Origin of the sequence: Maritimibacter sp., assembly GCF_016774595.1 — a bacterium.
In the GTDB taxonomy this organism is placed as follows: domain Bacteria; phylum Pseudomonadota; class Alphaproteobacteria; order Rhodobacterales; family Rhodobacteraceae; genus Maritimibacter; species Maritimibacter alkaliphilus.
On the sequence record NZ_JACBWT010000002.1, the window covers coordinates 1,339,544 to 1,366,218 of the forward strand.

27 protein-coding genes are annotated in these 26,675 nt (G+C 64.8%); 8 read left to right on the forward strand and 19 right to left on the reverse strand.

Translation table 11 applies throughout. The features are described 5' to 3' along the window. Nucleotides 1-3: 3 nt before the first annotated feature. The 3 genes from HOY44_RS17730 to HOY44_RS17740 are packed head-to-tail and all read right to left on the reverse strand — an operon-like array spanning nt 4 to nt 2,887. A complete protein-coding gene (locus HOY44_RS17730) occupies nt 4-1,008 on the reverse strand; it encodes a lysophospholipid acyltransferase family protein (RefSeq protein ID WP_287436555.1) in 1,005 nt (334 codons plus the stop codon). Then, nucleotides 1,001-2,515 (reverse strand): cytochrome P450, encoded by a 1,515-nt coding sequence (locus HOY44_RS17735; protein ID WP_287436557.1) that lies wholly within the window; start codon nt 2,513-2,515, stop codon nt 1,001-1,003. Before HOY44_RS17735 ends, HOY44_RS17730 begins: the two co-directional genes overlap by 8 nt. Before the next feature lie 30 nt (nt 2,516-2,545). Beyond that, nucleotides 2,546-2,887, reverse strand: a complete 342-nt coding sequence (locus HOY44_RS17740; RefSeq protein ID WP_287436560.1) for a TraR/DksA family transcriptional regulator — start codon at nt 2,885-2,887, stop codon at nt 2,546-2,548. Nucleotides 2,888-2,974: 87 nt separating this feature from the next. Between HOY44_RS17740 and cysE the strand changes: the two genes are divergently transcribed. Further along, nucleotides 2,975-3,790, forward strand: coding sequence for a serine O-acetyltransferase (gene cysE, locus HOY44_RS17745; protein WP_040885469.1), 816 nt, complete (start codon nt 2,975-2,977; stop codon nt 3,788-3,790). 773 nt (nt 3,791-4,563) lie between these two features. Here the strand turns inward: cysE and HOY44_RS17750 are convergent. From HOY44_RS17750 to HOY44_RS17770, 5 genes are all read right to left on the reverse strand, one after another. Beyond that, a complete protein-coding gene (locus HOY44_RS17750; RefSeq protein WP_287436563.1) occupies nt 4,564-4,881 on the reverse strand; it encodes a hypothetical protein in 318 nt (105 codons plus the stop codon). Between the two features lie 105 nt (nt 4,882-4,986). Next, nucleotides 4,987-6,309, reverse strand: coding sequence for a pyruvate dehydrogenase complex dihydrolipoamide acetyltransferase (locus HOY44_RS17755; protein ID WP_287436565.1), 1,323 nt, complete (start codon nt 6,307-6,309; stop codon nt 4,987-4,989). A 12-nt stretch (nt 6,310-6,321) separates the two neighbouring features. Further along, nucleotides 6,322-7,725, reverse strand: coding sequence for a pyruvate dehydrogenase complex E1 component subunit beta (locus HOY44_RS17760; protein WP_287436567.1), 1,404 nt, complete (start codon nt 7,723-7,725; stop codon nt 6,322-6,324). Between the two features lie 24 nt (nt 7,726-7,749). Beyond that, on the reverse strand, nt 7,750-8,739 hold the full coding sequence (pdhA, locus tag HOY44_RS17765; RefSeq protein WP_008329342.1) for a pyruvate dehydrogenase (acetyl-transferring) E1 component subunit alpha: 990 nt from the start codon (nt 8,737-8,739) through the stop codon (nt 7,750-7,752). Nucleotides 8,740-9,013: 274 nt separating this feature from the next. Continuing rightward, a complete protein-coding gene (locus HOY44_RS17770) occupies nt 9,014-9,280 on the reverse strand; it encodes an FtsB family cell division protein (protein WP_138424037.1) in 267 nt (88 codons plus the stop codon). Nucleotides 9,281-9,503: 223 nt separating this feature from the next. Here HOY44_RS17770 and HOY44_RS17775 point away from each other — a divergent pair, with 223 nt between their 5' ends. Then, a complete protein-coding gene (locus HOY44_RS17775) occupies nt 9,504-11,117 on the forward strand; it encodes an acyl-CoA dehydrogenase family protein (protein ID WP_287436569.1) in 1,614 nt (537 codons plus the stop codon). A gap of 24 nt (nt 11,118-11,141) precedes the next feature. Here the strand turns inward: HOY44_RS17775 and HOY44_RS17780 are convergent, their stop codons facing one another. The 4 genes from HOY44_RS17780 to HOY44_RS17795 form a co-directional block, all read right to left on the reverse strand. Continuing rightward, nucleotides 11,142-11,579 (reverse strand): DUF4399 domain-containing protein, encoded by a 438-nt coding sequence (locus HOY44_RS17780; RefSeq protein WP_287436570.1) that lies wholly within the window; start codon nt 11,577-11,579, stop codon nt 11,142-11,144. 115 nt (nt 11,580-11,694) lie between these two features. Further along, on the reverse strand, nt 11,695-12,585 hold the full coding sequence (locus HOY44_RS17785) for a fructose bisphosphate aldolase (protein WP_287436571.1): 891 nt from the start codon (nt 12,583-12,585) through the stop codon (nt 11,695-11,697). A 95-nt stretch (nt 12,586-12,680) separates the two neighbouring features. Continuing rightward, nucleotides 12,681-13,448: an SDR family NAD(P)-dependent oxidoreductase gene (locus tag HOY44_RS17790; protein ID WP_138424033.1), complete on the reverse strand. Its 768-nt coding sequence runs from the start codon at nt 13,446-13,448 to the stop codon at nt 12,681-12,683. A 3-nt stretch (nt 13,449-13,451) separates the two neighbouring features. Further along, entirely contained in the window at nt 13,452-14,645 is a 1,194-nt protein-coding gene (locus tag HOY44_RS17795; RefSeq protein WP_138424032.1) for a phosphoglycerate kinase, read from the reverse strand. A gap of 148 nt (nt 14,646-14,793) precedes the next feature. On the opposite strand from HOY44_RS17795, the gene HOY44_RS17800 reads away from it, so the two are divergent. The 4 genes from HOY44_RS17800 (at nt 14,794) to HOY44_RS17815 (ending at nt 17,878) form a co-directional block, all read left to right on the forward strand. Next, nucleotides 14,794-15,297, forward strand: coding sequence for a peptidylprolyl isomerase (locus HOY44_RS17800; protein WP_008329333.1), 504 nt, complete (start codon nt 14,794-14,796; stop codon nt 15,295-15,297). Continuing rightward, entirely contained in the window at nt 15,290-15,916 is a 627-nt protein-coding gene (locus HOY44_RS17805; protein WP_008329327.1) for a peptidylprolyl isomerase, read from the forward strand. The genes HOY44_RS17800 and HOY44_RS17805 overlap by 8 nt, the downstream gene beginning before the upstream one ends. Before the next feature lie 275 nt (nt 15,917-16,191). Continuing rightward, nucleotides 16,192-16,887 (forward strand): hypothetical protein, encoded by a 696-nt coding sequence (locus HOY44_RS17810; RefSeq protein WP_287436572.1) that lies wholly within the window; start codon nt 16,192-16,194, stop codon nt 16,885-16,887. Nucleotides 16,888-16,918: 31 nt separating this feature from the next. Next, nucleotides 16,919-17,878 carry a DUF3179 domain-containing protein gene (locus tag HOY44_RS17815; RefSeq protein WP_287436574.1) on the forward strand — a complete coding sequence of 320 codons (960 nt, stop codon included), beginning with the start codon at nt 16,919-16,921 and terminating at the stop codon, nt 17,876-17,878. 61 nt (nt 17,879-17,939) lie between these two features. On the opposite strand, the gene acnA is transcribed toward HOY44_RS17815, so the two are convergent. Beyond that, nucleotides 17,940-20,690 (reverse strand): aconitate hydratase AcnA, encoded by a 2,751-nt coding sequence (acnA, locus tag HOY44_RS17820; RefSeq protein ID WP_287436576.1) that lies wholly within the window; start codon nt 20,688-20,690, stop codon nt 17,940-17,942. A 266-nt stretch (nt 20,691-20,956) separates the two neighbouring features. Here acnA and HOY44_RS17825 point away from each other — a divergent pair, with 266 nt between their 5' ends. Both HOY44_RS17825 and HOY44_RS17830 read left to right on the forward strand, forming a co-directional pair. Continuing rightward, complete coding sequence (locus HOY44_RS17825) at nt 20,957-21,667, forward strand: DUF1223 domain-containing protein (RefSeq protein WP_008329322.1); 711 nt, start codon at nt 20,957-20,959, stop codon at nt 21,665-21,667. A gap of 135 nt (nt 21,668-21,802) precedes the next feature. Further along, nucleotides 21,803-22,552, forward strand: coding sequence for a glutathione S-transferase family protein (locus HOY44_RS17830; protein ID WP_287436578.1), 750 nt, complete (start codon nt 21,803-21,805; stop codon nt 22,550-22,552). Nucleotides 22,553-22,560: 8 nt separating this feature from the next. On the opposite strand, the gene HOY44_RS17835 is transcribed toward HOY44_RS17830, so the two are convergent. The 6 genes from HOY44_RS17835 to HOY44_RS17860 form a co-directional block, all read right to left on the reverse strand. Continuing rightward, on the reverse strand, nt 22,561-23,433 hold the full coding sequence (locus tag HOY44_RS17835) for a DMT family transporter (RefSeq protein WP_287436580.1): 873 nt from the start codon (nt 23,431-23,433) through the stop codon (nt 22,561-22,563). A 44-nt stretch (nt 23,434-23,477) separates the two neighbouring features. After that, nucleotides 23,478-24,368 (reverse strand): DMT family transporter, encoded by an 891-nt coding sequence (locus HOY44_RS17840; protein WP_235889160.1) that lies wholly within the window; start codon nt 24,366-24,368, stop codon nt 23,478-23,480. Between the two features lie 109 nt (nt 24,369-24,477). Continuing rightward, the gene (locus HOY44_RS17845) at nt 24,478-25,527 is read right to left on the reverse strand and encodes a flagellar motor switch protein FliG (protein ID WP_353806666.1); all 1,050 of its coding nucleotides are present in this window, start codon (nt 25,525-25,527) and stop codon (nt 24,478-24,480) included. A 66-nt stretch (nt 25,528-25,593) separates the two neighbouring features. Further along, the gene (locus HOY44_RS17850; RefSeq protein WP_287436583.1) at nt 25,594-26,127 is read right to left on the reverse strand and encodes a tetratricopeptide repeat protein; all 534 of its coding nucleotides are present in this window, start codon (nt 26,125-26,127) and stop codon (nt 25,594-25,596) included. A gap of 84 nt (nt 26,128-26,211) precedes the next feature. After that, entirely contained in the window at nt 26,212-26,370 is a 159-nt protein-coding gene (locus HOY44_RS17855) for a hypothetical protein (protein ID WP_287436585.1), read from the reverse strand. Nucleotides 26,371-26,449: 79 nt separating this feature from the next. Continuing rightward, entirely contained in the window at nt 26,450-26,608 is a 159-nt protein-coding gene (locus HOY44_RS17860) for an adenylosuccinate lyase (RefSeq protein ID WP_138424025.1), read from the reverse strand. Nucleotides 26,609-26,675 lie beyond the last annotated feature (67 nt).

Below are 26,675 nucleotides of genomic sequence, written 5' to 3' on the forward strand. Positions count from 1 at the left end.
GGGTCAGGCGTCGCCGATGATGCGGTGGCGCCCCTTGGCAATCGGCTCGGCATTGCGAACCTCGTGCCCCATGTACCATTGCTCGGGCAGCGCAAAGATCCGGCGGCTTGCGATAAGGTCGATCCGTGTCACGGCCTCTTCGAGGCTTTCGTCGCTCAGGACGCTTTCGACGGGGATGTAATGCACCTCGAACCGGCAGCCCTTGAGCCGTTTCGCATGGGTCAGAAGGATCTGCGCCCCGGTCTTGCGCGCCATGCGCACCGCGAAGGCGATGTTGCCGTCGAGACGGACGCCACGCCCAAGCGACGGGCCGCGCACGCCGCCGTGGATGAATTCGTCCGCGAAAATCTGGACCGCGTTGCCCTCGCGCAGCCATTTCATCATTGGGCGGGTTCCGTCGACTCCGGCCGGAAACACCTTGCCGCCGAAGCGTTCGCGCGCGGTGATGGCGAGCGCGTGGCGAAACCGGCTGTCGGGCGGCTCGTAGACCCCCATGATGTTCACGCCGTGGGCGATATGGGTGGGGCCCAGAACCTCGAAATTGCCCAGATGCAGGCCCAGCAGGATCAGGGGCCCTCCTTTGACCGCTTCGAGATGTTCCAACCCGTGAACCGTCACGCGGCCCTTCGGGTAGATGCGGTCGAGCACGGAAAACTCGGTCATCAGGCGTCCGAAGTTCCCGAACCCGTCCTTGACCTTGGCTTCGACCTCGTCGGGTGACCAGTCGGGGCGGATCGCGGACAGCACCGCGCGGAACCGGTTCACGGGAAGCTCGTAGTTGCGCATCCCGACGGTGCGCCCAAGCGCGTCACCGACGCTCGAACACAGTTCGAGCGGGGCGAGGCGCAGGCCGTAGTGCATGATGTAATCGACGATCCCGTCCCGCGTGTCGCGCAGCCAATAGCGCCGCCAACGCGCGCGTCTGCCGCCGCCTGCCTTGAAGTCTTCCCAGGTCGGCGGCGTTTCCGGGCGCCACCGGCGGGCGGCTTTCTTGACCGGCTTAGCCACGGTCCCGGCGCGGATGGATGGTCACGGGCAGACCGCCGCGCGGACGCAGGGTCAGACGGCACTGGGGCACCACATCGGCACCCTCGGGCACACGCACCCGGAATTGCTGGGCGAGGGTGGCGAGGCACAGAACCGCCTCGACCTGACCGAAGGCGGTCCCGGCGCAGACGCGCGGGCCGACCGCGAAGGGCGTATAGGCGAAGGGGAACTTGGGCCGCTTGTCGAGGAAGCGGTCCGGCTCGAAATTATGCGGGCGCTCCCAGAACTCCTCATGCCGATGCAGAAGCCACGGGATCACGAGGACGAGGCTCTTGGCGTCGATCGGGAACTCGCCGATCATGTCGGCTTCCTTCGCCTGCCGCCCGAGGATCGGGACGGGGGGATAAAGCCGTAGCGTTTCGTCGATGATGGCGCGCGTGTATTTCAGCCGAGGCACGTCGGCCAGCGTCGGGGCGCGCCCGCCCAGAACCTCGTCCAGCTCGCGGTGAAGCTGATCTTCGGCCCATTCGGCGCGCGACAGCAGATACCAGGCCCATGTCAGGGTGGCCGCCGTGGTCTCGTGCCCGGCCATGAAGATCGTCGCGGCCTCGTTGCGCAGTTCGACCGGGGTCATCGGCTTGTCCGTGCGCGGATCGACCGACTTCATCAGCATGGCGATCATGGAATTCGGGTCGCCGCGACCCGACAGGTGATGCGCGATCAACTCGTCGATCACCCGGTGCACACGCGCGATGGAGGCGCGGCGGCGGGGTCCGGGAAACAGCGGCCAGCCATCGTCCGCGCCAAGGAAATAGGCCACGTTGATCTGGTTCACGACCTTCTGGTAGTCGGTGAAGCCTTGGATCACTTCGAGCGTCTTGTCGCGCCCCAGCTTGCTGCCGAACACGGCGCGCGCGATGATTTCAGCCGTCAGATCGGCCATTTCCACCAGCGCGTCCACTTGTGCCCCGTCGCCCATCTGGTGCCAGTGCTGCGCCAATTCCTCGGTCGCGTCGACCATGACGGGCGCGAAGATGTCGAGTTTCCGGCGGTGCACGGTCGCCGCGACCTCGCGCCGCCGGAACTGCCACGTCTCGCCGTCGGAGATGAACAGGCCGTCGCCCAGAAGCTGCTCCAGCGCGCGGCGTTGCTGCGGGGCTTTGCGTTCGTAGTTGTCGTGGTTCTTCACCATCACATGCTGAATGGCATGGGGGTTGTTGAGGATCGTGACCTGACGCCCGAAAATGCGGGTCGGCATGATCTTGTAGTCGTAGGCCTCGTTCCACCACAGGCTCAGAAGGTCGCGCCGGGCCAGACGAATGAATTCGGACGGGCGGGGCTGCGCGGGCGCGGGCCTTGGGTAGACGGGGATCAGATGGTCCGCGCCGATATGTTCGACAATCGCGTTTATGTGACGAGCCTTCCGAGTGGGCGGGGCCGAGGGGCGGACGTGGCGACCGCGTTTCGGAACCCCCGGGGCAAATTTGGCGCTAGGTGCCTTTTTTCTGACCGGAAGGTCAAGCGTCACGCGGCGTTCCGGCCAAGGGGCGTGTCGTGTTCAGCCGCCTGTTGCGCAGGAAATACAGGTCGGCACGACAGGGTCGAAATCGAGCCGGCCCTTCGCGATCTCTTCTCCACATTCGGTGCAGTATCCATATTCGCCGTCCTCCATCCGGGCGAATGCGGCGGCGATCCGGCTGCGCTGGACCTCGCGGCGGGCGGCGGTCGCCCGCGCCATCGCCTGACCCTGAAGCGCGTCCATCCGGCTGAGGCGGCCCACGGACTGCTGGTCCAGCGTCACGGTCTTTTGCCCGTCCGTGCCAAGCCGATCCTCGGCGTCCAGCGCGTCGAGCGCCGCGATCAGGGCGTCGCGGTAACGGGCGAGGGTGGTCTCATCCATCTCGGTGAACCTTTGCATCACCTCTTTGCGTTTGGAATTGCGAGCCTATCTGGGGTAACACGAGCCAGCAACATGATGGAGGCCCGCATGGCCGAAACGCGAACGAAACCCCGGGCGATCGACCCTGTCTGGGACCGGATCACCTCGGAAGCGCATGAGGCCGTGGCGAAAGAGCCGCTCATGGGCGGGCTGGTTCATGCCTGTATCCTGCACCACAAGACGCTGGAACGGGCGTTGAGTTACCGCATCGCGGCCAAGCTGTGTTCCAACGAAATGTCGATGATGGTCCTGCGCGAAGTCGCGAACGAGGCCTATGACGACGACCCGACGCTGGTCGAGGCGGCGCGCGCCGACCTGAACGCGGTGCTGGAACGCGACCCGGCGACGCTGCGGATGTTGCAGCCGATCCTTTACTACAAGGGCTTTCAGGGGATGCAGGCGCATCGGTTGGCCCATTGGCTTTGGGCCAAGGGGCGCACCGATCTGGCCTATTTCCTGCAAATGCGCTGTTCCGAGGTCTACGGGATCGACATTCACCCGGCGGCTCGGATGGGCAAGGGGATCATGATCGACCACGCCCATTCCATCGTCATCGGCGAGACGGCGGTGGTGGGCGACAACGTGTCGATGCTGCACTCGGTCACGCTGGGCGGCACCGGGAAAGAGGAAGAGGACCGGCACCCCAAGATCGCGGACGAGGTTCTGATCGGGGCCGGGGCCAAGGTTCTGGGCAACATCAAGGTCGGCTGCTGCTCGCGCATCGCGGCCGGTTCGGTCGTGCTGGCCGACGTGCCGCCCGCGACCACCGTGGCGGGCGTGCCGGCCAAGGTGGTGGGCACGGCGGGTTGCGACCACCCGTCGGTGTCGATGAACCAGCTTCTGGGCACCCGCGGCGCAGAGTGACTGCGACCGAAAAGTTGACCGGATGCGGCCTCCTTTGTAGAGGCCGCTTTCATTTTTACAACATATAGTCGGATCGGACGGGAACTTTCGCGCTGCGTTTACCGTTTCTTCAGGGACAGCCCGGCAGGATCGGGCATTCGAAACCCTGGGAGACCAAGTCATGAAGCCCTTTGCCCTCATCACCATCGGTTGGATCGCAGCCAGCGGTGCGCTGGCGATCATCATCTGATCGGACGAAACCTGACTTAAATGGAAAGACCCGCGCAGGCCGATGCGCGGGTCTTTCTGTATCCGGGGGGCTGTTCGGGGCAGACAGAGGAACGTCACCGAGAACGGCGATCGCTGTGCCCGGACAGCGGACCATGGGTCGTGAGTGGACGGAGCAGGTGAAGGCGCGACTGGTCGCGTTCGACCGGCAGACCGGCCTTGCCCCTCCGCCTGCGTAGTGTCCGGCAAGCGATTGAGTCTTCGTGATTTTCCGATAACCAGCCGGAACGCCGCGCCGCGCGAGACGCGCCGACAGACGAGTCGTCGAGTCTCATAGGCGAAACCTCGCGCACCCGTGATCTGTGTCAATGACACGCGGATCATTTTGTCTAAAAGTGTGGCCACAACGAAAAGGACAGGGGACAACACCATGCTTCGTTTGTGGATCGCCACAGTACTCGGTTTCGCGGCTCTTTACGCGGTTGCCATCGCGGCCTGAACCGGGCAGCACCGATCAAGGAAAATGGAGCGCTGGGATGGCAGTCCCGCGCTCCTTTCTTTTTGGGTCAGTCCCGCCCGGCCTCTTTCATCACCCGACCGAAATGGCGCGAGTGGAAAAGCGCCATGACAAGGCCACCGGCGGCGCCCGCGATCAGATGCCCGGTGCGCGCCGGGTCGAAGCCCGCCACGGGACAGAAGAGCGCCCATGCGGCCAGCGCATTCGCCGCCGCCCACAGGACATTCACGGGCGGGGCGGACATGCCGACACCGGGCGGCGACGCAAAGGGCGAAGGGAACGCGCGCCCCTGAACGCCCGCCACGAAATGCGGGATCGCGTTCACGGCGAAGGCGGCTGCGAAGAATACTCCGACGAGTGACCACATGACAGGTTCCTCCTGCCTGCGATCCTGCCGTTGCGGGCGGCCCCGCTCAATGAAAAAGGCCGCGCAGTCGCCCGCGCGGCCCCCATTTCCGGCAAGATGGCCCGATCAGGCCAGCATCATCATCGGGTTTTCGAGGTTCTGGACGATCTGCTCAAGAAGCTGGGCACCCAGCGCCCCGTCGATCACCCGGTGATCCACGCTAAGGGTCACCGACATGATCGTGGCCACCTCGATCTCGCCCTCGGCGTTCACGATGGGCTTCTTCACCCCGGACCCAACCGCGAGGATCCCGCCGTGCGGCGGGTTGATGACCGCGTCGAAGTTGTCGATGCCGAACATCCCAAGGTTCGAGATCGCGAAGCTGCCGCCCTGATATTCATGGGGCGCAAGCTTGCGGTCGCGGGCGCGGGCGGCGAGGTCTTTCATCTCGGCCGACAGGGCCGAAAGCGACTTCATGTCCGCGTCTTTGAGCACAGGCGTGAACAACCCACCCTCGATGGCGACGGCCACGGCCACGTCGGAGGGCTTCAGCTTCAGCACCCGGTCACCCGCCCAGACGGCATTGGCATCCGGCACGGCCTGAAGCGCCAGCGCCGAGGCCTTGATGATGAAGTCGTTGACCGACAGCTTAACGCCGCGCGCTTCGAGCTGCTTGTTCAGCTGAGAGCGGAACTTCATCAGAGCGTCCAGCTTGATGTCGCGCCGCAGGTAGAAGTGCGGGATCGTCTGCTTGGCTTCGGTAAGCCGCGCGGCGATGGTCTTGCGCATCCCGTCCAACTTGACCTCTTCGAACTCGCGCCCGTCGTACATCTTGAGCACGGCATCGGTGGACGGCCCGGCAGGCATCGCGCCGCCGCCGCCGCCAGCCGGGGCCGCAGCGGGTTTCGCGTCGTCCTTGGCCGGGGCGGCAGAGGGCTTGGCGTCCAGCACGTCGGCCTTGACGATCCGACCCTTGGGACCGGAGCCCTTGATCTGACCGAGGTCGAGCCCTTTATCCTTGGCGATCCGGCGGGCGAGCGGCGAGGCGAAGATGCGCCCGCCCTTGTCGTCTTTGGGTGCGGGGATCGGTCCGGTGGATTTCGGGGCCGGGGCGGCCTCCTCGGTCGCCTTCGGCGCCGCGTCGGCCTTGTCCGAAGACGGGGCCGGGGCCCCGGATGAGGCCTCACCGATGTCGTCGGCGCTTTCGCCCTCTTCCAGCAAAACCGCGATGGGCGTGTTGACCTTCACGCCCTCGCTGCCCGCTTCGACGAGGATCTTGCCGATCACGCCTTCGTCGACGGCTTCGAATTCCATCGTCGCCTTGTCGGTCTCGATCTCGGCCAGCAGGTCACCGGACGACACGGTGTCGCCCTCTTTCACCAGCCATTTGGCCAGCGTGCCCTCTTCCATCGTGGGCGAGAGGGCGGGCATCAGGATTTCCGTAGGCATCGCGCTCTCTCCTTACTTGTAGCAGACCGACTTGACCGCCTCGACCACCTCGTCGGTGGTGACCAGCGCCAGTTTTTCGAGGTTGGCGGCATAGGGCATGGGCACGTCCTTGCCGGTCATGTTCAGAACCGGGGCGTCGAGGTAGTCGAAGGCTTCCTTCATGATTGTCGCGGACAGGTAGCTGCCGATCGACGGTGTCGGCCAGCCCTCTTCGACGGTCACGCAGCGGTTCGTCTTCTTGACGCTTTCGATGACGGTCTTGGTGTCCATCGGGCGCAAGGTGCGCAGGTCGATGACCTCGGCGGAAATGCCTTCGCCCGCCAGAACCTCGGCGGCTTCAAGCGCGTATTTCATGCCGATCCCGAAGGAAACGATGGTCACGTCGTCGCCCTTCTGCCAGATGCGGGCCTTGCCGAAGGGGATGGCGTAGTCATCCAGTTCCGGCACTTCGAACGACTGGCCGTAGAGCAGTTCGTTCTCGAGGAAGACGACCGGGGTGTCGCCCCGGATCGCGGTCTTGAGCAGACCCTTGGCGTCGGCGGCGGAGTAGGGCATCGCCACGTGCAGGCCGGGGATCTGGGCATACCATGCCGCATAATCCTGACTGTGCTGGGCGGCCACGCGGGCGGCGGCGCCGTTGGGGCCACGGAACACGACCGGCACGCTCATCTGGCCGCCGGACATATAGCGCGTCTTGGCGGCGGTGTTGAGGATGTGGTCGATCGCCTGCATCGCGAAGTTGAAGGTCATGAACTCGACGATCGGGCGCAGGGTGCCCATCGCGGCCCCGGTGGCGAGCCCGGCGAAACCATGCTCGGTGATCGGGGTGTCGATCACGCGGCGCTCGCCGAATTCGTCCAGAAGGCCTTGGGTCACTTTGTAGGCACCCTGATACTCGGCCACTTCCTCGCCCATGACGAATACGGCCTCGTCGGCGCGCATTTCCTCGGCCATCGCGTCGCGCAGGGCTTCGCGGACCGTCTGGGTCTTGAAGGTGGTGCCTTCGGGCACTTCGGGGTCTTCGACCGGCTCCGGCTCGGGCACGGATGCGCCCGGCTGGGTCGACATCGGTTTGGCGGTGTCGGTGTCGTCGAGCGCGTCGCCGGAGGACGACGGCGCATCCGCCTCGGCGGCGGCCTTGTTCGACCCGGTGTCGATGTCGTCGGCGCTTTCGCCGTCTTCCACCAGCACGGCGATGGGGGTGTTCACCTTGACGCCTTCGGTCCCGGCTTCGATCAGGATCTTGCCGACGGTGCCTTCGTCCACCGCTTCGAATTCCATCGTCGCCTTGTCGGTTTCGATCTCGGCCAGAATGTCGCCGGATTTGACTTCGTCGCCTTCCTTGACGAGCCATTTCGCCAGCGTGCCCTCTTCCATCGTGGGGCTGAGGGCCGGCATGAGAATTTCGGTTGCCATGTCTTTAGTCTCCGTCCCTCGGTCTTATGCGTAAATGTCGGTCCAGAGCTCGTCGAGCGCCGGCTCCGGGCTTTCGCGGGCGAAGTCGGCCGCGTCGTTGACGATCTGTTTGATCTCTTTGTCGACCGCCTTGAGGTCGTCTTCCGAGGCGTGCTTGCCCTGGATCAGCAGGTCGCGGACGTGTTCGATCGGGTCCTTCTCGTCGCGCATCTTCTGCACCTCTTCGCGGGTCCGGTATTTCGCCGGGTCCGACATGGAGTGGCCGCGGTAGCGGTAGGTCTTCATCTCGAGGATGTAGGGGCCCTTGCCCGCGCGGCAGTGCGCGATGGCCTTTTCCCCGGCGGCCTTGACCGCGAGCACGTCCATCCCGTCGACCTCTTCGCCTTCGATCCCGTAGGCCGCGCCGCGTTCCCACAGCGACGGCGACTTGGTCGCGCGCTTCATCGAGGTGCCCATGGCGTACTGGTTGTTCTCGATCACGAAGATCACCGGGAGGTCCCAGAGTTCTGCCATGTTATAGGTCTCGGCGACCTGGCCCTGGTTGGCGGCGCCATCCCCGAAATAGGTGAAGGTCACGCGGTCGTTGCCGAGGTATTTGTCTGCGAAGGCGAGGCCCGCGCCGATCGGCACCTGCGCGCCGACGATGCCGTGGCCGCCGTAGAAATGCTTTTCGGTCGAGAACATGTGCATCGAGCCGCCCTTGCCCTTGGAATACCCGCCTTCGCGGCCCGTCAGCTCGGCCATGACGCCCTTGGGGTCCATCCCACAGGCCAGCATGTGACCGTGATCGCGGTAGGAGGTGACGCGCTTGTCGCCCTCTTCGGCGGCGGCTTCGAGCCCGACGACCACGGCTTCCTGCCCGATGTAGAGGTGGCAGAAGCCCCCGATCAGACCCATGCCGTAAAGCTGGCCTGCCTTTTCTTCGAATCGGCGGATGAGCAGCATCTCGCGGTAGTGCTCAAGCAATTCTTCCTTGGATGTGTTTGATTTCTTGGCGCTTTTGGCGGTCGCCATGGGCGTTATCCTCCGCGGTCCTAAAGATAGTTTAGTGTTAAACTATCTCATAAACCATTCTGGCGAAGATTGCGAGTATCGATTTGACGGTGCGTCACATCGTCGATGCGCACGAGTATGGAGGCGTCGTGGAGGTTGTCAAATCGTGCGGCTTGCGCCGCGCATGTCAAGCTTGTCCGCGCAGGGCGCGGCCAAGCGGAAAGGGGCGCTGCCCCTTCGGACGCGTTTGCAGGCAAACACGTCCACCCCGAGGTTTCCTGAAACGAAGAAGGTCTTAGCGCAGCACGACCTCGTCCGCGCGCACGAGGCCCAAAACGTCGCGGGCTTGCTGGTCGAGCAGGTCGAGATCGAGGAAATCGTCCGAGATGCGGCGGGTCTTGTTTTCGAGCGTCGCGATTTCGGCGGCGAGGCGGTCGCGCTCTTTCGCGAGCGTCTGCGCCTCGGCGTCGATACGCACGCGACGAAACAGCCCGTAATCCCCCTGCACGGACGCGAAGGTGAAATAGGTGCCAGCGGAAATCAGCCCCAGAAGATAGAGCACGCCGCCGAAGCCGGATTGTCTGCGTGGACCGCGCAAGGGAAACCCCTCGGTATGAACGTCTGCCTCATGCGCCTCTGCCGGGCGCTGTAACTCTTTATGACACAGGCGATTCGCTCTGTGAATCCCCAATGATTCGGTTGGGCGATTTTCGGCGGATGCCGCGACGGGATGGCTTTTCCTGTGCGGGGGCGGGGCGCTAGGCTGGGGGCGAGGAGGACTTGCGATGACGGTGGAGCCACGAAGCACGCTCGCCACCCATGAGGTCGAGAACCAGCCGGGGGCACCGGCGGCGCGCGACCTTTGGGCGTCGGATGCCACGCTGCGCGATCACGTCTTGGCGGCAGGCGGGCGCGAAGATGCGGCGGCCACGGCCGGGGCATCTTTCGGGACCGAGGCCCTGCGTGCGGCGGGCGAGGCGGCGCGGGCGAACCCGCCGGAGCTGAAGCTCTTCGACCGGGCGGGGCGACGGCTGGACGAGGTGCATTTTCATCCGGGGTATCACGAGGTCATGCAGGCGGGCATGGCCGCCGGATATGCCGCCCTTGCTTGGGACGGGGCGCCCGGTGGGCACGCGACCCATGCCGCGATGGTCTATATGCTCAGTCAGGTCGAGCCGGGGATTTGCTGCCCTTTGACCATGACCTATGCCGCCGTGCCCGCGCTTGCCGCCGATCCGGCGCTGGAGGCGGTCTGGGCGCCGAAGCTGACCGGGACCGATTACGACCCGTCCATCGCCCCCGTGGGTCGGAAACGCGCGGCCACGATGGGCATGGCCATGACCGAGAAGCAGGGCGGCTCGGACGTGCGGGCCAATACGACGCGGGCGGAACCGTCGGGTGGGATGTGGCGGCTCACCGGACACAAGTGGTTCTGTTCGGCGCCGATGTCGGACGGGTTCCTGACGCTGGCCTATACCGAGGCCGGGCTCACCTGTTTCCTCGTTCCGCGCTGGACCGACGAGGGGCGCAACCCGATCCAGATCCAGCGGTTGAAGGAGAAGCTGGGCAACCGGGCCAATGCCTCGTCCGAGATCGAGTATCACGGCGCGCTGGCGCACAAGCTGGGCGAGGACGGGCGCGGAGTCGCGACGATCATCGAGATGGTGCATCACACCCGTCTCGACACCGCCATGGCGCCCGCCGGGCTGATGCGGGCGGCGCTCGTCGAGGCGAAACACTGGGTCGAGGGCCGGTCCGCGTTTCAGAAGCGGCTGATCGATCAGCCGCTGATGCGGTCGGTTCTGGCCGATCTGGCGCTGGAGTGGGAAGGGGCGCTGGCGCTCGGGATGCGGGCGGCACGGGCTTTTGACGGTGACGCGCCCGAGGATCGGGCCTTCGCGCGGATTTCCGTGGCGCTGGCCAAGTTCCTGTCGAACAAGCGGTGCGGTCCGGTGATCCTCGAGGCGATGGAGTGCCTTGGCGGTATGGGCTATGTCGAAGAGACGCCGATGCCGATGCTGTATCGCGAAGCGCCGCTCAACTCGATCTGGGAAGGGTCGGGGAATGTGATCTGCCTCGACATTCTCCGCACGCTGGCGCGCGAGCCGATGGCCGGCGCGGCGTTGCGGGCCGAACTGGAGGCCGCGACCGGCGCCGACCGTCGCTATGACGCGGCGCTCGCGGCGCATTTCGACCGCTGGCCTGCGTTGCCGGAGGAGGGCGAGGCGCGGTGGTTTGCCGAACGGCTTGCGGTGCTGCTGGCCGCCTCGGTCCTGCTGCGGGCCGGAAACGCGGCGGTTTCCGACGGCTGGATCGCGACCAAGGTGGACGGCGCGCGCGGCATGGTGCCGGGCGCGGTCAGCGGTCTGGACACGGCCGCCTTGATCGCGCGGATCTGACCGGACAGACCCGCGCGCCAGATTTTATTCCACGGTGATCGTGATTACGTCCGAGGCGACCGGCGGATCGAACGGCACGTGGTTCATGTCGCCCAGCACGAGTTGCAGCGTGTGTTCGCCCGGGGCGAGTTCCAGCATGGTTTCGGTCTGGCCGCCGCCGAAGTGCTTGTGGTTGTCGTCGGCGGGCAGGCCATAGGTCAATTCGCCCTCTTCGCCTTCCCCCAGCGGTGGGCGGTCGATCAGGATGTGGTGGTGGCCGGTGTTTTCCTTTTCGGTGCCCGCCGGGGCCACGCCCATGCCGGTCAGGCCGAAGACGACCTTGACCGGGGACGACACGGTGTCGCCGTCCGACAGGTTGACGAAATAGACCCCGGCCCCCTCGGGCGCCATCATCTGTGCGGCGGCGGGGCTGGCGATGGCCAATCCAAGGGCGATGGCTGCGGCAATGGATCTTGTGAACATGGTTTCCTCCCAAAATGTCCAGGTGTTGTGATGGAAGGGTAACATGAAGCGGGCCACCGCCAAACGAGAACGGGCCGCCCGGTCGGACGGCCCGTTTCAGACGTGGGGGCGGCAATCAGGTGATCGAGGCCCGATAGATGCCGTCGATGGCCTCGCCGATGGTCGCGTTGAATTCGTCGTCGGATTGCTGGGCCGAAAGCCCCTCGGTCAGGGCGCGCGAGAAGCTGGCGATCATGCCCTCGTTCTTGGCGAGCAGCGCGTTCGCCTCGTCGCGCGCATAGCCGCCCGACAGCGCCACGACGCGGATCACGCGGGGGTGGGCGATGAGGCTGGCATACTGGTTTGCCTTGGTCGGAAGCGAGAGTTTCAGCATGATCTCCTGCCCCTCGTCCAGCGCGTCCAAGTGTTTGGTGATCTCTTCGAGGAGGATGTCCTCAGCCTCGGCCTTGTCGTCGATCGAGATAGTCACCTCGGGTTCGAGGATCGGGACCAGACCCTTGGTGAGGATCTGTTTGCCCACCTCGAACTGCTGATCGACGATGGCCGCGATCCCTTCGCGGTTGGCTGCCGAGACGACCGAGCGCATCTTGGTGCCGAAAATCCCGGCGGCGACCGCACGGTCGAGCAGCGCGTCGAGGTCCGGCATGGGTTTCATGAGCTGCACGCCGTTCGCCTCGGCCTCGAGCCCCTTGTCCACCTTGAGGAACGGGACCACGCCGCGCTCTTCCCAGAGGAACCGGGCCGAGGGTTTGCCGCCGATCTCGCGGTCCATCGTCATCTCGAACAGGATCGCGCCGATCACCTTTTCACCCGTGAAAGCCGGGGCCTGTGCGATGCGGGCGCGCATCCCGTGGATCAGGTCGAACATCTCGTCCTCGGACGAATAGGCGCTTTCATCGACGCCGTAGAGGCGCAGCGCCTTGGGGGTCGAACCGCCGGATTGGTCGAGCGCGGCGATGAAGCCCTTGCCGCTTGTCATCTGCTCGCGTTGTTTCGAATCCGACATCTCAATTCCCTCCGTGGTCGCGTGTCCGCCACTTGGTAAGGTGTCGCGCGGCGCTGCGCAATTCTGGTCGCGCTAACGCATCGCGATTGCGCGGGTCAGCCGCGACCGGACCAGAAAAAACCGTTCATGCGGGCCAGTAGACCGCGGGGCGTGATCTTGGCCGACAGCACGACGAGCTTGGTGACGAAGCCGGGCACCTCGACCCGCTTCCCGGCCTCGAGGGCACGCCAGCCGGCGCGGGCGATCACATCGGGGGCGAGCATCGGCAGGAAACTGGTGAGCCACGCGCTGTCGATGCCCGCCGCGCCGAAGAAGTTGGTCTTGGACGGGCCGGGGCAGAGCGCGGTGACGGTGATGCCGTCGCGTTTGCATTCGTAGTGCGCCGCTTCGGACAGGGTCAGGACGTAGGATTTCGTCGCGTGATAGATCGCCATGTTGGGCGAGGGCATGTAGCCGGCGAGCGAGGCGACGTTCAGAACCTTGCCTTTCGTGCCCGTCGCGCGGAACTGTTTGAGGGCGTTCTGCATCAGCTCGGTGACGGCGACCATGTTCACGGTCACCGATCCGCGTTCGCGATCGTCGCCGCAGGTGGCGAAACGCCCATGCACGCCGAAGCCCGCGTTGTTCACCAAGAGGTCGATGGAACGCCCGTCGTTCGCAGCCTGCCAGAGCCTGTCGGCGGCGCCGGGTTCGGCCAGATCGGCCGTCACCACCACCACTTCGGTCGGAAGGGTGTCGGCGAGCGCGCGCAACTCGTCTTCGCGACGGGCCGAAATCACGAGGTTCCAGCCATCGGCGGCGGCGAGCTTGGCGAACTCGAGGCCAAGGCCCGAGGACGCGCCGGTGATGAGCGCCCAGCCCACCGTTCAGCCCTCGAGCGCGGCGACGCCGGGCAGGGTCTTGCCCTCCATCCATTCGAGGAATGCCCCGCCAGCGGTGGAGATGTAGGTGAAATCATCGGCCACGCCCGCCTTGTTCAGCGCGGCCACCGTATCGCCACCGCCCGCGACCGAGGTCAGGCGACCCTCTTTCGACAACGCGCCCGCTTTCTGCGCGGCGGCGTTGGTAGCGGCGTCGAACGGCTCGATCTCGAACGCGCCGAGCGGGCCGTTCCAGATCAGGGTCGAGGCGTTCTCGAACGCCTTTGCGATGGTGTCGACCGTGTCGGGACCGGCATCGAGGATCATGGCGTCGGACGGGCATGCGTCGGCCGCGACGGTTTCGTTCTCGGCCCCCGCTTTGAATTCGCGGGCCACGACCACATCCGTCGGCAGGATGATCTTGCACCCCGCCTCGTCGGCCTTTTCCATGATCTCGCGCGCCGTGTCGGCCATGTCGTGCTCGCACAGCGATTTGCCCACGTCGATGCCTTGAGCGGCGAGGAAGGTATTCGCCATGCCGCCCCCGATCACGAGGTTGTCGACCTTTTCCACGAGGTTGCCGAGCAGTTCCAGCTTGGTTGACACCTTGGCGCCGCCGACCACCGCGACCACCGGGCGCACCGGGTTCGATAGTGCGGCTTCGAGCGCCTTGAGCTCGGCTTCCATCAGCCGTCCGGCGCAGTTCGTCATGATCCGGGCCACGCCTTCGGTCGAGGCATGGGCGCGGTGCGAGGCCGAGAAGGCGTCGTTGACATAGACCTCGCCAAGCGCGGCCAGTGCGGCGGCGAACGAGGCTTCGTTGTCGGTCTCTTCCGGGTGGAAGCGCGTGTTTTCGAGCAGCAGCACTTCGCCCGGCTCCAGCTTCGACACGGCGATCTTGGCGGGTCCGCCGATGCAGTTGTCCGCGAATTTCACCGGGGCGTCGAAGGCGGCGGAGAGCGCGGGCACCAGCGGTTTCAGCGACATCTCGGGCACCACCTTGCCCTTGGGCCGCCCGAAATGGGCCATGAGCACGGGCTTGCCGCCCTTGTCGAGAATGTCCTTCACGGTCGGCACGATACGTTCGATCCGGGTCGCGTCGGTGACGTTGCCCTGATCGTCGAGCGGCACGTTGATGTCCACGCGGACCAGCACGGTCTTGCCGTCAAGGTCCATGTCGTCGAGTGTCTTCCAGCTCATCGGTCTCTCCTTCGTGCCTCAACTCCACAAACACGCTCGTGTTCGGGAATTCAATGGCGATTTGCCGCTGGCCCGCCCGGGATTTCCGCTCTTGCGGGGGCGGGGGGCGGCGCCTAGTTTCCCCGCCAAACAGTCAAAGGAGCGCCAGATGGCCGATATCAAGGACCCCGAGAACACCATCCTCATGGAACTGAAGGATGGGACCGTCGTGATCGAACTGCTGCCCGACGTGGCCCCCAAGCATGTCGAGCGGATGAAAGAGCTGGCGCGGGCCGGGAAATACGACGGCGTCGTGTTCCACCGCGTGATCGAGGGCTTCATGGCGCAGACCGGCGATGTCGAGCACGGTCAGGCCGATGGCGGCAACGTCCGCCGCGCGGGCACGGGCGGTTCGGACCTGCCGGACCTGCCGGCCGAATTCTCGAAGATCCCGCACGCGCGTGGCTCCATCGGTGCGGCCCGCACCCAGAACCCGAACAGCGCGAACAGCCAGTTCTTCATCAACTTCAAGGACAACGATTTCCTGAACGGGCAATACACGGTCTACGGTCAGGTCATCGAAGGCATGGAGCATGTCGATGCGATCACGCGGGGCGAGCCGCCTGCGAACCCGGACAAGATGATTTCCGTCAAGGTCGCCGCCGATGCGTAAGGCCACGTTGGTCGCCTGGCTCCTGTTTCTTGCGGGGGTCGGGCTGGTCGTCTGGTACTACTTCGCGACCGTGCCGGGGTCGGACCCGGCGGTCGTGAACGATGCGCCCGGTCAGGCAGGCGGTCCGCAGATCGAGATCACCGTCGCGGGCGAAGCGAACGGGAAGGTGCTGATCGAACTGTTCGACAACCTCGCCCCGCAGCACGCCGAGCGGATCACCCGTCTGGCCGACGAGGGGGCCTATGACGGCGTGGTCTTTCACCGTGTGATCGACGGCTTCATGGCGCAGACCGGCGACGTGGCCTTTGGCCTCGAAGGCGGTGACATGAGCCGCGCGGGCATCGGCGGATCGGATTATCCCGATCTGCCCGCCGAATTCTCGAACGAGCCGTTCGTGCGCGGTGTCGTCGGCATGGCGCGGTCGTCGAACCCGGACAGCGGCAACAGCCAGTTCTTCATCATGTTCGACGAAGCCCCGTTCCTCGACGGCGAATACACCGTCGTCGGACGGGTGATCGAAGGCATGGACGTGGTCATGGACATCAAGCGCGGCGAAGGGCCGAACGGCGCCGTCATCGGTCAGCCGGATGTCATGACCAACGTGGATGTCGTGAAATGATCGTGGTGGCCCGCCCTTGCGCGGGCCGTCACGCCCCGGCCAGCATCAGAATGAAGCCGAGGAACAATAGCCATTCCAAGGCCGGAGTCCGGTATCGTTTGAGCGTCGAAATCATGTGTGCCTCCCCAGGTCGACAGGCACTATGGTAATCCATACCCGGTAAACAAAGCGTTTTCGTGCGTTTTGGTGAAATTGCCTCGAAATACCCTCAAAAGATCATAAAAACCCCCCGATCCGCGTGAATTGTGTCGGAAACCGCCACAAAGGACGGATCGATGCAGTTGAGTGATGTGATTTTCTACGGGTTGGGCGCCGCCGTCGTGGTGGGCGTCTCGGGGCTTGTGGATTTCAGCGGCCTTTTCGGAGGCAAATCCGAGGACGGGGCGACGCCGCAAGAGGCCGACGCACACAAGGCCGAGGCGGAACAGGTCAACCCGATCCAGAACGAATACCAATCGACACTCGCCTTCTTCCTCGACGAAGAACACGAAAACCTCGTCTCCGGGCGAGACGATGACGCCGCGGACACCGCTTTGGCCCAGGCCGAAGCCTCGGAGGAGGCTGCCGCGCCCGATCTCGTGCAGGCGGACGACACGGGGTTCGATGACGACAACATCTTCGGCGACGTGGCCGCGACGGCGGAGGATTCGCTTTACGAAGCGGCCGAGGAGGCAAGGATGACCGCACCGATCGCGGTCTACGACCTGACCGATCCCGAGGCCGAAGTGCCGCATTGGGACGACTTCGATGCGGAGGCCGAAATGGTCCGAATCGAATACATGCCGAGCTTCGACCCCGAAACGGGGGAGCCGGTGGAGCCTGTGGTTTCAGTGACTTACGACCCGGACTTCGACCAGACGACCATCGCGTTGGACGGCGCGGCGGTGGCGGAACTCGACGGCGATGCGGGGATCGGCGCCGGGGACATCGACCTCGTCCCGATGAGCGACGAGACCTACGCCGCCGCGTGACAGGTGACCCCGGCGATGCCATGCTGATCCCATGACACGCCTGATCCTGTTCCTGATCGTCCTTCCCGGTCTGGCGCTTGCCGACCCGAAGTTCTGGAAAAACGAATTTCCGCACACCGACTTCTCGAACCGCACCATCGAAAGCTGGACCGAAGTGCTGTCGGGCGGGCCGCCGCGCGACGGTATCCCTGCTCTGAGCGACCCCGACATGATCGGCGTGGCGGACGCATCCTTGCCGGAGCGGGAGCCGATCATCGCGCTGGAGCTCGACGGGGAAACCCCGCGTGCCTATCCGATCCGTTACCTCATCTGGCATGAGATCGTGAACGATACCGTGGGCGACGTGCCGGTCGCGGTGACCTTTTGCCCGTTATGCAATTCTGCGCTGACCTTCGACCGGCGGCATGATGGCCGCGTGCTGACCTTCGGCGTGTCGGGCAAGCTCAGAAACAGCGACATGATTATGTATGACCGCGAAACCGAAAGCTGGTGGCAGCAGGCGCTGGGTCAGGGGATCGTCGGCGACTATGCGGGCGACGACCTGACGCCTCTGCCGTCATGGATGGAGGCTTGGTCGGTCTTCGCCGCGCGTAACCCGGACGGGCTGGTCATGGGCGAGCCGGACCACCGCCGCCCCTATGGCCAGAACCCCTATGCGGGCTATGACGACAGGGCGCGACCCTATCCGTTCTTCACTGGCGAGATGCCGCCGCATGACATTCCGGCGCTCGCCCGCGTGGTGCGGGTCGGCGAGCGGGCCTGGCCGATGGCACGGCTGGCCGAGGCGGGCACGATCACCGAAGCCGGGGTGACCCTGACGTGGGAGCATGAGCAGGCCTCGGCGCTCGGCGCCGCGGTGATGGGCGAGGCCGCGCCGGTCGGAGCGATCCGGGTGCGCGATGCGGCGGGCCACGATCTGCCCCACGACCTGATGTTCGCCTTCGCCTTCCACGCCTTTTACCCGGACGGGGACTGGATGCTGGGCGAATAGCCCCCGACGCGAAAAAGCCCCGGGTGCGAACCCGGGGCTTTCCAGTCGATTCAAGCGGTTGTCAGCTCTTGGCGAGGTTGCGCAGCACGTAGTGCAGCACGCCGCCGTTGGCCACGTAATCGATCTCGACCTCGGTATCGATCCGGCATTTCAGCTCGATGTCCTTGGTCGTGCCGTCCGGGTAGGTGATCGTGCAGGGCAGCACCGCAAGAGGCTTCAGATCCTCCGACAACCCGGTGATGGTGAAGGTCTCTTCCCCGGTCAGGTTCAGCGTCTTGCGCGTGTCGCCGCCCGTGAACTCGAACGGAACGACGCCCATACCGACGAGGTTCGAGCGGTGGATGCGCTCGAAGCTTTCCGCGATCACCGCCTTCACGCCCAACAGGTTCGTGCCCTTGGCCGCCCAGTCGCGCGACGAGCCCGCGCCATATTCGATGCCACCGACGACGACGAGGGGCGTGCCGTCCTCCTGATAAGCCATCGACGCGTCGTAGATCGACGTCTGTTCGCCGTCCGGGCCCTTGGTGTAGCCGCCTTCGACGCCATCCAGCATCTCGTTCTTGATGCGGATGTTGGCGAAGGTGCCGCGCATCATGACCTCGTGGTTGCCCCGGCGCGAGCCGTAGCTGTTGAAGTCACGCGGCGCGACCTGCCGTTCGGTCAGATACTTGCCGGCGGGCGACTCCGCCTTGAACGACCCGGCGGGCGAGATGTGGTCGGTCGTAATCATGTCGCCCAGAAGCGCCAGAACGCGGGCGTCCTTGATGTCGGCGATGGTGCCGGGGTCTTTGGACATGCCTTGGAAATAGGGCGGGTTCTGGATGTAGGTGGACTGCGGCGGCCAGTCATAGGTTTCGCCGCCCGACACCTCGACCGCCTGCCATTTCTCGTCGCCCTTGAAGACGTCGGCGTATTTTTCCTGAAACGCCTCGCGGGTGACGACCTTTTCGACCAGTTCGGCGATCTCGGCGTCGCTGGGCCACAGATCCTTGAGGTAGACATCCTTGCCGTCCGGCGTCTGCGCGATTGGGTCGTTGGCCATGTCGATGTTCATGTCGCCGGCCAGCGCATAGGCCACCACGAGCGGGGGCGAGGCGAGGTAGTTGGCGCGCACGTCCGGGCTGATCCGGCCCTCGAAGTTGCGGTTGCCCGACAGCACCGAGACGGCGATCAGGTCGTTGTCCGCGATCGACTTGGAAATCTCGGGCTGGAGCGGGCCGGAGTTGCCGATGCAGGTGGTGCAGCCGTAACCCACGAGGTCGAAGCCGATGGCGTCGAGGTCGTCCTGAAGCCCGGCGGCTTCGAGATACTCGGTCACGACCTGCGACCCGGGGGCGAGCGAGGTCTTGACCCAGGGTTTGCGGTTCAGGCCCAGCTCGTTGGCCTTGCGTGCGACTAGGCCCGCGCCGATCATCACATAGGGGTTCGACGTGTTGGTGCAGGAGGTGATCGAGGCGATCACGACGCTGCCGTCCTTGAGTTCATACTCCTCGCCTTCGACCTTGCCCGACTTGGCATAGACGGCGGGCTTGGTCGCGATGGGGCCTTCGGCGGCCATGTCCTGCGCGTCGTCGGACATATCCACGCCCCGGTAATCCGCAACGACGTTGTCGAAGGCACCGGCGGCCTGATCCAGCGCCACGTAATCCTGCGGGCGTTTCGGGCCGGAGATCGCCGGAACGATGTCGCCCATGTCCAGATGCAGGGTCGAGGTATAGACCGGATCGTAATCCGCATCGCGCCACAACCCGTTTTCCTTGGCATAGGCCTCGACAAGTTCGATCCGGTCCTTGTCGCGCCCGGTCTGTTCCAGATAGCGCAGGGTTTCGCCGTCGATGGGGAAGAAGCCGCAGGTCGCGCCGTATTCGGGGGCCATGTTGGCGATGGTCGCGCGTTGTGCCAGCGGCAGGTTGTCGAGCCCGTCGCCGTAGAATTCGACGAACTTGCCCACGACGCCGTGCTTGCGCAGCATTTCCACGACTTTGAGCACCAGGTCGGTGCCGGTCGTGCCCTCGACCATCGCGCCGGTGAGTTTGAAGCCCACGACTTCGGGGATGAGCATCGAGATCGGCTGGCCCAGCATGGCCGCCTCGGCCTCGATCCCACCGACGCCCCAGCCGAGCACGGCGACGCCGTTGATCATGGTGGTGTGGCTGTCGGTGCCGACAAGCGTATCCGGGTAGGCGACCTCTTCGCCGTTCTGGTCCTTGTCTGTCCAGACAGTCTGGGCGAGGTATTCGAGGTTCACCTGATGGCAGATGCCGGTGCCCGGCGGGACCACGCGGAAATTCTCGAACGCGGTCTGACCCCATTTGAGAAACTGATACCGCTCCATGTTCCGCTCGTATTCACGGTCCACGTTCATCTGGAAGGCGCGCGGGTTGCCGAATTCGTCGATCATCACCGAGTGGTCGATGACGAGGTCGACGGGCACCAGCGGGTTGATCTTTTCCGCATCCCCCCCAAGCGCCTTGATCCCGTCGCGCATGGCGGCGAGGTCCACGACCGCCGGGACGCCGGTGAAATCCTGCATCAGCACACGGGCCGGTCGGTATGCGATCTCGCGGGGGTTCTGCCCGCCCTTGTCGGCCCATTCCGAGAAGGCCTTGATGTCGTCGGTCGACACCGTGCGCCCGCCGTCTTCGAAGCGGAGCATGTTTTCCAGAACCACCTTGAGCGAGGCGGGGAGCTTGGAAAACGTGCCAAGCCCGGCCTCTTCGGCAGCGGGAATGGAATAATAGGCGACGGTCGATCCGCCTGCCGACAGTGTCTTGCGCGTTTTGGATGTGTCTTTGCCGACTTCGATGGGCATGTCTGGCTCCTCTCGCTGGACCACGCGGTGCCCCTCGAACGGGGACATCCGGTTAACGTTTACTCTCCATGTGAGACTGTAGAGGGATTCCTGCAAGGGTTTGAGAGGCAGTTTTTGTATACCATTGCACACACGTCGGGAGGCGCGGGGTGTCTGCCTGCGGACATGGCACATCTGCCACGTTGCAGGACACTCTCAAAACCTTGATTGGCGGGTGAGAGGGGGGTGGTCTATCACGCTTTGCACGGACAGACGGAGAGCGCGTGATGAAATCTTGGATCGGGGCAGGGCTCGTTGCAGCCGCGGCGCTTACGGGTGGCGCTGGATATGCAGACGAGAAACCGCTTGTTCTGATCGAACTTTTCACCTCGCAAGGGTGCAACTCCTGTCCGCCCGCCGACGCCCTTCTGGCCGAGCTTGCGGTGCGCGACGATGTTCTGCCGCTCGCGCTTCACGTGGATTACTGGGACTACATCGGGTGGAAGGACAAGTTCGCCCGGCCCGAACATACGGCACGGCAAAAGGCCTATGCCCATGTCGCGGGCGCCTCGACGATCTATACGCCGCAGATGGTCGTGGGCGGCACTGATCACGTGGTCGGCTACAAACCGATGCGTGTCGCCGATTACATGAAGGCCCATGAGGCGACGCTTGCGGATGTCGAGGTCCGGGCCGAGATCGTCGACGGCAAGATGCGGATCAAATGCCTCGTCAAAGACGGCACGACGCTGCCCACGAAGATCAACGTCGATATCGTGCGCTTCAACCCGTCAGAAACCGTCGACATCAAGCATGGTGAAAACGCCGGTGAAACCATCGCCTACACGAACATCGTGACGGATTGGGAACGCGTCGCGACCTGGGACGGCCGCGAAACGCTTGAACTCGATACCGCGATGGCGGGGGATGGGCCGATGGCGCTGATCCTGCAAGAACCGGGGCCGGGGCGGGTGCTGGCCGCCTATCGGATCAACTGACTCGCCAACCGTACGCCCTCATTGCCTGAAGCAATGGGCCGTATTGCTGGAGTGCGGGAAAATTTCGTCGGATTTTGCCACAGCCCACCGCCGCGTCGGCGGCGCGCGACGTGGTATTCAGAAAAGGACGACGGTATGACGGACCCGACAGAGCGAATTCTCTTTGGCACCGGCAGCCCAAATGTGCGCAAGGTGGGGCTTTTGCTCGAAGAACTCGGGCTCGACTACGCCATGAAACACGTGGCGGTCTTCAGCGGCGAGCAGTTCGAGCCCGACTTCCTCGCCATGAACCCGATCGCCAAGGTGCCGGTCCTGACCGATCCGGGCGCCGATGAGCCGCTGTTCGAATCCAATGCGATCCTGATCTATCTGGCCGAAACCTACGGCCCCGACTTTCTGCCGGAGGCGGGCGCGGCCCGGCGCGACGTGATGCGCTGGCTCATGGTGCAAACCGCGCTGGTGGGGCCGATGCTGGGGCAATACAACCACTACCACCTCGTCGTGAAGCATGGCTCGGAACCCTATTCCGCGGCGCGCTATCGCAACCAGTCGGAAACCGTCTATCGGCACCTCGACGACCGGCTCGCGAGCCGCGACTGGATCGCGGGCGACGGCTATTCCATCGCCGATATCGCGATCTGGCCGTGGACGCTTTACCTTGAGCGGCACGAGTTCGCGCCGGAGGATTTTCCGAACCTTTCGCGCTGGCGTGCGCAGATCGGTGAACGTCCTGCGGCCAAGCGGATGACCCATCGGGTCGAAACCGAATACGATCCCCGCAACAACCTCACCCGGCGGTCATCCTCACCGGAATCGCTCGATCGGTTGTTCAACCGCAAACCGGACGGTCCCGAGGCGGATTTCTCGTTGATCGTCAGTGTCTGACCGGGCGTTCAGGGCGCCGCCCGTTCCCGATGCCAGATGTAAAGGCCCGAGGCGACGATGATCGCCCCGCCAATCCATGTGGCGAGGTCCGGATATTCGCCGAACACCAGCGCGCCCCAGATCGCCGCGATCAGAAGGCCGACGTAGGAAAACGGCGCGATGGCCGAGGCTTCTGCGAAGCGCACGGCTTGTATCAGGAACAGTTGCCCCAACGCGCCAAGCGCGCCGATGGCCAGCATCAGCGCGATCTCTTTGGGGCCGGGGACGGTCCAGAAAAACGGCACGATGACGCTGGTCACGATGGCGCCGAGCAGGGCGGCGTATAGCAGCGAAGTGCGCGGGTCTTCGTCATGGCCGACCTTGCGTGTCAGCAGGATGAAGGTGGCATAGCCCGTGGCCGCGATCAGGGGCAGAAAGGCGGCCGGTGAAAACACCTCGGTCCCCGGCCGGATAATGACCAGCGCGCCGACAAGCGCCGCGACCACCCCGAAGGCCCGGCGCGGCCCGAAGCGTTCCCCCAGAAACAGCGCCGCGCCCAGCGTGATGAAGATCGGATTGATGTCCATGATCGCCGTCGCTTCCGCCAGACCGAGGTAGGTGAGCGACATGAAGAACAGGCTGGTGCCCATCAGAAGCGACATGGAGCGCACGAATTGCAGGCCGGGGTATTTGGTGCGCGCGACCGTCTTCAGCGTGGGCAGGAGCCAGATCGTGACGATGATGGTCTGCCCGGCATAGCGGGCCCAGATCGTCTGGGTGACATGCACCTCCTGCGACAGGATCTTGGCCAAAAGATCCATCGTCGCCATGCAGAAAATCCCGCTCATATAAAGCAGGATGCCCTTGCCCGGCTGGTTGAGGGGGGAGGCGATCGCGGTCATGGCGTCGCTCTATGCCCGGGGGCGGGGATTGGCAACGGGGCGTCTCAGCGGATCGGGACGACGCCAGACCGCTCGCGGTGCCAGATGTAGATGCCCGAGGCCACGATGATGCCTCCCCCGATCCATGTGGCGAGGTCGGGAACGTCGCCGAACGCGACATAGCCCCAGAAGGCGGCGACGAGCAGGGCGATGTAGGAAAACGGCGCGATGGCGCTGGCCTCGGCGTATCGCACCGACTGGATCATCAGGAACTGGCCCAACGCGCCGAGGATGCCGATGGCGCACATGAGGCCGACCTGCCGCAGATCCGGGGTCTGCCAGTAGAACGGCACGACGATGGACGTGATGATCGCCCCGAGAAGGGCCGCGTACAGGAGCGATGTGCGCGGGTCCTCGTCATGGCCCACCTTGCGGGTGAGCAGGATGAACCCGGCGTAGCAGGAGGCCGAGATCAGCGGCAGAAGGGTCGCGGGCGAAAAGACGTCCGTGCCGGGCCGGATCACGATGAGCGCGCCGATCAGCGCCGCGCCGACCCCGAAGGCGCGTTTCACCCCGAAGGTCTCGCCCAGAAAGATCGCGCCGCCCACGGTGATGAGCACGGGGTTGATGTTCATGACCGCCGATGCCTCGGCCAGCCCGAGATAGGTGAGCGCGGTGAAAAACACGGCGGTCCCGATCAGAAGCAGCACGGACCGGGCGAATTGCAGGCCGGGATAGCGGGTGCGCACCACCTGACCCAGCTGCGGGAACAGCCAGACGACGACGATCACGGTCTGGCCCGCGTAGCGTGCCCAGACCGCCTGTGCGACGTGCAGATCCTGCGTGAGCAGCTTCGCCATCAGCTCCATCGTCGACATGAAGAAGAAGGCGGCCATATAAAGCAGGATGCCCTTGCCGGGTTGGCTGGCGGGCTGCATCGCGGGTGTGACGGTCAAGGGAAGGGTCCGGTCGCAGTTTGGTCCCATCGGGCATAAGGCCGTTGTGGGGTCGCGTCCATCAATCTCGGGCATTGCTTACCGGCGGCATGGCGCGCGGCGTTCCGGGTCAGTCGTCGTCGCCCGCCAGCAGCAGAACCTCGCCAGCCGCCTCCAGTTCCCGGATGGTCGAGACGATGGTGCCCATCGCCTCCTCCGCCTCCTTCGGTTTCACCTTGCCCACATTGCCGATCTCTTCGCGCAACTGATCCGCCATGCGTTTCGACATGGCGCCGAGGATGAATTCCGCCGCGGGCGCCAACGGGCCGCCCATCGCACCGGCGAGCGCGGTGATGAGAACGGCGGGGTCCACGTCGCGCGTGATCTTTGGCACGTCGCGCGCGTCGATCCGGTCGGGGATGTTGGCGAAGGTGAAGATCGCCTTGCGCACTTCTTCCGCGAACGCCTGATCCTCGGCATCCAGCCCTTCGAGCACATCGTCGCGGGTGGCGGCGGGCGAGAAGTTCAGGATCGCGCCGACCCGTTCGACCGGCCCGTCGCTGAACGCCTTGAGCGGCTGGGCGTCGAGTTGTTCGGCGATGGCGCGCCCGATCCGGTCGACCACGGCGGGTTCGACCGATCCGGTCAGCGATATGGCATAGGCCAGCTTGCGCGCGCGCGGGCCTGGCAGGCGCCCGAGCAGGTCGGCGGCGGTCGAGACCTTGAGCTTGGACAGGAGCACCGCGCCCACCTCGACGCTTTCCTCTTCGAGAACGGGGAGAAGGCGGGAAGGGTCCAGCCCGGCGATGGTTTCCCAAGGGTCGCCCGTGAAGTTGAACCCCTTGGCCTTGCGGATGCGCGCGACGGTCGCGGGGCTGATTGTGCCGTCGAGCACGTTCAGCGCCCCTTCGAGCCCGCCGGGAAAAGACAGGCCGACGCTTTCGATTTCCTCGACGAATTCATCGACCACCGACTTCAGCGTCACCCGGTCGATGAAGCGCATCGACGACATCTGCTGCGCCAGTTCGGTCTGCAATTCTTCCGGCAGGTCGGCGAGTTTGAGTTCGATCCCTTCGGCGAGCAGGAGCCGCACGATGACCGCCGCCTTCTGACGCTTGGTCAGGCGGCGCAGCGGCATGGGGTCCATGCCGAAATCCGAAAGGGCCATCTCCGTCGACACGTCTCACCTCTTCCCCGGTTCCCCGGAAACCATAGGGTCAAGGTGTTAACGGTTGGTTCCGCGGGATCAGTAGTTGGTGGTCACACCCGAGCGGATCGCCGTCTCCAGCGCCCGTGCGGGCCAGGAGCCTTCGCCGCCCCGCGCGCGGATTTCGACGAGCTGTGCATAAGCCTCGTCCACGCGACCTTCCACGACATAGCCCTGACCCATGTAGGATCGGGCGAGCAGGTTGTCGGGGTTGGCTTCGATTGCGGCGCGGTAGAACGCCTCGCCCCCTTCGAGATCGCCCATGTTCCGGGCGACGAAACCGCGATAGGTCAGAACCCGGTCGTCGGACTGGTCGGACATGGCGGCGAGCACGTTCAGCGTGTCGGCGTAGCGCCCGGCATAGGCCAGTTCGCGCACGGCCTCATAAAGCGCATCATCGGTGAGCGAGCTTTCCTTGGGGGCGACGCACTGGCCGAGGTTCGCATCCCACACCATGCCTTCGGAACACTGTGTGGTGGTTTCGGTCGTGGTCGGCGTGCTGTCATTGTCCGACCCGGCGGCGAAGGCCGCGGCGGGCAGGGCAAGGGCGGCCGCGAGGAATGTGGTACGCATGTCTAACTCCGAAAAAATAATCCCGTATCACAAGCCTAACATGCGCCGCGCGCAAGCCCGGTCACGATGGTGTCACAGGTCCGATTAGCTGGAAACGACGACGCAGGCCTTGGTTTCCGCGTCGTAGATCGTGCCTTCCTTGCAATTGGCATGAGCCTCTTCGCAGGACCGGCTTTCCTGCGCGATGGCGGCAAGGGGAAGAAAGGCGAGGATGGCGGACGCGAGCAGGGTCTTGGCTTTCATGGCTGGACTCCGGGATGGGATGGACGCGAGGAGACACCGCGCAGCCATGCGGGCGACGCGGTGCGCAAACAGTGTTCGATCAGCCGGAAACGACTTCGACGCAGGCGCCCTTTTCGGCGTCCCAGGAATAGCCTTCCATGCAGGACGAGGCGGTTTCCTCATGGCCCGCGCACATGGCGAAGCCGGTGACGGGCAACAGGGCAAGGCAGGCGGCGGCGAAAAAGGCTTTGGCGTTCATGAATGATCTCCTGTTCGACTGACAGGAGGGTATCACGGTTTTTCGCCGCCCGACTTCACGCGCCCGC